The 2,188-nt window shown below is 73.8% G+C and carries 1 protein-coding gene; it reads left to right on the plus strand.

Annotated features, from left to right (window positions below; translation table 11 throughout):
- Positions 1–2,188 (plus strand): SDR family oxidoreductase (locus G3I65_RS42590; RefSeq protein ID WP_160701120.1); only part of this gene is annotated, 2,188 nt, incomplete at both ends.

The raw sequence follows: 2,188 nt of genomic DNA on the forward strand, positions 1-2,188 counted from the left end.
TCGCGACCCCGCGCCACCCGCTGGCCGAGCCGCTGAAGGCCGCGCTGGCGAAGGCGGGCGTCGGCGACGGCGTCCTGCTCGTCCTGCCGGCGGACTGCGATTCCAGCCACGTCGGGCTGTTCCTCGACGCCGGCCGCGCGGTCATGGCCGCACCCAACGGCACGCGCTTCGTGGTCGTGCACCACGGCTACGGCGCCGCCGGCCTGGCCCGCACCCTGCGGCTCGAGGACCCCTCGGCGAAGACGACGATCATCGACTTCGCGGACCCGGCGCCGTCGGACGAGGACGCGGTCGCCTCGGCCGTGACCACCGTGGTGGCCGAGGTCGCCGCGACCACGGACTTCACCGAAGCGCGCTACGGCGCCGACGGCGGGCGCACCGTGCCGCGGCTGTCCGCGCTGGCCGCGCCGAAGCCCGGCCCGATCCAGGACTCGCTGGACGCCACCGACGTCCTGCTCGTCACCGGTGGCGGCAAGGGCATCACGGCGGAGAGCGCGTTGGCGCTGGCCAAGGACTCCGGAGCGCGGCTGGCCCTGCTCGGGCGCAGCGACCCCGAGTCCGACAGCGAGCTGGCGGAGAACCTCGACCGCATGGAAGCCGCGGGCATCCGCTACCGCTACGAGCGCGCCGACGTCACCAGCGCCCCGGCGGTGGCCGAGGTGGTCGCGCGGATCGAGGCCGACCTCGGCCCGGTCACCGCGGTCCTGCACGGCGCCGGCCGCAACGAGCCGGCCGCCCTGTTCTCCCTCACCGAAGACAGCTTCCGCAAGACGCTCGCGCCGAAGATCGGCGGGCTCAACGCGGTGCTGAACGCGGTCGACCAGGACAAGATCAAGCTGCTGGTCACCTTCGGCAGCATCATCGGCCGGGCGGGCCTGCGCGGTGAAGCGCACTACGCCACGGCGAACGACTGGATGACCGAGCTGACCCTGCGCTTCGGCCAGGAGCACCCGAAGGCGCGGGCGATCGCGCTGGAGTGGTCGGTCTGGTCGGGCACCGGCATGGGCGAGAAGCTCGGCGTCGTCAGCGCCCTGATGCGCGACGGCATCACGCCGATCCCGACCGAGGAGGGCATCACCATCCTCCGCCAGGTGCTGGCCGACCCGGCCGCGCCGCCGGTGCTGGTGGTCTGCGGCCGCACGTCGGGGCTGGCCACGCTGCCGATCCAGAAGCGGGAACTGCCGCTGACCCGGTTCGTCGACCGCGCGATCGTGCACTACCCGGGCGTCGAGCTGATCACCGAGGCGGACCTGTCCGACGGGGCCGACCCGTACCTGACCGACCACCTGCTCGACGGGCAGCTGCTGTTCCCGGCGGTGCTCGGCATGGAGGCCATGACGCAGGCCGCGGCGGCGACGCTCGACCGCACCGGCACCCCGGTGCTTTCCGACGTCGAGTTCCTCCGGCCGATCATCGTCTCGCCGGGCGGGTCGACCACGGTCCGGCTGGCCACGCTGGCCCGCGACGCGGACACCGTCGACGTCGTCATCCGCAGTGACGAGACCGGCTTCAGCGCCGACCACTTCCGGGCGCGGCTGAGCTTCGCGCGGCCGGCGGAACTCGGCGAGCGGGCACCCCGCGACGTCGCGCTGCCGCCGGTCCCGGTGGAGCCGATCAGCGAGCTGTACGGCTCGGTCCTGTTCCAGGGCAAGCGGTTCCAGCGGGTGCTGGGCTACCAGCGGGCGAGCGCGCGGCACGCCGTCGCCGAGATCGCGACCAGCGCGGACCACTACTGGTTCGCCCCGTTCCTCCCGCAGGAGCGGCTGCTGGCCGACCCCGGCACGCGGGACGCGATGATGCACGCGATCCAGTGCTGCGTCCCGGACGCGACGCTGCTGCCGCAGGGCATCGAGAAGCTGTACCTGGCCGAGCCGGGTGTCCAGCACGACGAGTACGTCCTGCTGGACGCGAAGGAACGCTTCCAGGACGGCGACAGCTACGTCTACGACCTCGACGTCCGCAACCCGGACGGCACCCTGGTCGAGCGCTGGGAAGGGCTGAAGCTGCGCGCGGTCCGCAAGCGCGACGGCGCCGGCCCGTGGGTCCCGTCGATGCTCGGGTCCTATGTGGAGCGTGCCTGTGAGCGGCTGCTCGGCGGGACGCGGTCGGTCGTGCTCGAGCCGGACCCGGCCGGGCGCCCGGCGGAGGGCATCGCCGAGCGGCGGGCGCAGACCGCGCTCGCGGCGGG

Source organism: Amycolatopsis sp. SID8362 (genome assembly GCF_010550475.1).
Lineage (GTDB): Bacteria > Actinomycetota > Actinomycetes > Mycobacteriales > Pseudonocardiaceae > Amycolatopsis > Amycolatopsis eburnea.